Genomic DNA, 1,016 nt, shown 5'->3' with positions numbered 1-1,016 from the left:
GCCGCGTTGCCCTTCCTAAATCTTCCGCCCACGGCTTATCACGATTGGGGTATTCATGCACCTGAACGCGGCGGCCAAAGGTTGCCTCATCACTGTCAACCTTAAACGCAATGCCACGCAGCGAGGCGTCCTGCAGATTATCTTTCCAGCTCATGGCTTACTCCGGGCGTAAAAAACCCGCCGGAGCGGGTTAATGTTTATTTCAGGTGTATCTGTATCGAATAAGAGTCACCGATTTTCACAAAGAGCGAATCAGCTTTCTCATCATAAGACTCAAACCGCTGCACGCCTTTGAACTTTTCCAGTTTATTTTCGAAGATTGTACTGTTGGTACCGGTAAGGTATTCATACGCCTTAGCTGCCAGCGCAACGTTAACCTCATTCATCGACTTGTCTTCGTTTGCGAAGAAATAGATGGAAATTTTTTCAGCGCATGGCGGCTCATAAACGGTAACGTAAATCTGAGGTTCATACTCTGACTTCTTACTATCATCAAACGCATCTTCAAGAGACTGCTCCTTCCTGAATGAATACTGATGCCTTAGCATTCCGCCATCTTTGAACACCTGTACCTTCTCAGGTTTTTTTCCGATTGCAGCAATGAAATCTTTTTCATTAAAAGCGGGATAGCACTCACTGGCCGCTGCCCCGCTTACAAAAAACAAAGCCATCAGAAATACGAAGAGGCGCATACAGATATTTTCCTTAATTTGGAGTCGAGAACCGATTATAACCCACATCGAGATCGAACCAAGGAAGTGCACTACCAGCAGGCTCAACGCGCATCCCGGGAGGAGCGTTTTCGAAGGAGACTTTAATTTCACCCTTCTGTGACGCTGCATCGCTGCGCATCAACGGTCCACTCATGCTCTGTGGGTTAAGCGGAACACTGCCACCCTTCACCTGCTGCTCATTGTTATACCAACCGCCAGCTTTCCATCTCTTCTTCAGAGACTCCCAGAATGACTCGGTGCCATCTTTCTGAGTTGCCGCGTCCGATATCTCTTCCAGCTTTT

Annotated in this window: 2 protein-coding genes and 1 pseudogene; all 3 read right to left on the bottom strand. The window is 47.6% G+C overall.

Going from position 1 to position 1,016, the window contains the following annotated elements; translation table 11 throughout:
* Nucleotides 1–154: DNA circularization N-terminal domain-containing protein (locus JS46_RS23830; RefSeq protein ID WP_200879052.1), on the bottom strand; the 154-nt coding region annotated here is incomplete at its 3' end.
* 43 nt (nt 155–197) lie between these two features.
* Entirely contained in the window at nt 198–692 is a 495-nt protein-coding gene (locus tag JS46_RS22785) for a hypothetical protein (RefSeq protein WP_033756126.1), read from the bottom strand.
* 13 nt (nt 693–705) lie between these two features.
* Nucleotides 706–1,016: pseudogene (locus tag JS46_RS22780) on the bottom strand (phage tail tape measure protein); the annotation flags it as partial.

Origin of the sequence: Pantoea sp. NGS-ED-1003, from assembly GCF_000738765.1 — a bacterium.
Classification (GTDB): Bacteria; Pseudomonadota; Gammaproteobacteria; order Enterobacterales; family Enterobacteriaceae; genus Pantoea; species Pantoea septica.
This window is presented reverse-complemented; position numbering and strand designations above follow the sequence as displayed.

Coding starts and splice junctions, on each gene's coding strand:
- JS46_RS22785 (WP_033756126.1), bottom strand. CDS start 692: ATGCGCCTCTTCGTATTTCTGATGGCTTTGTTTTTTGTAAGCGGGGCA.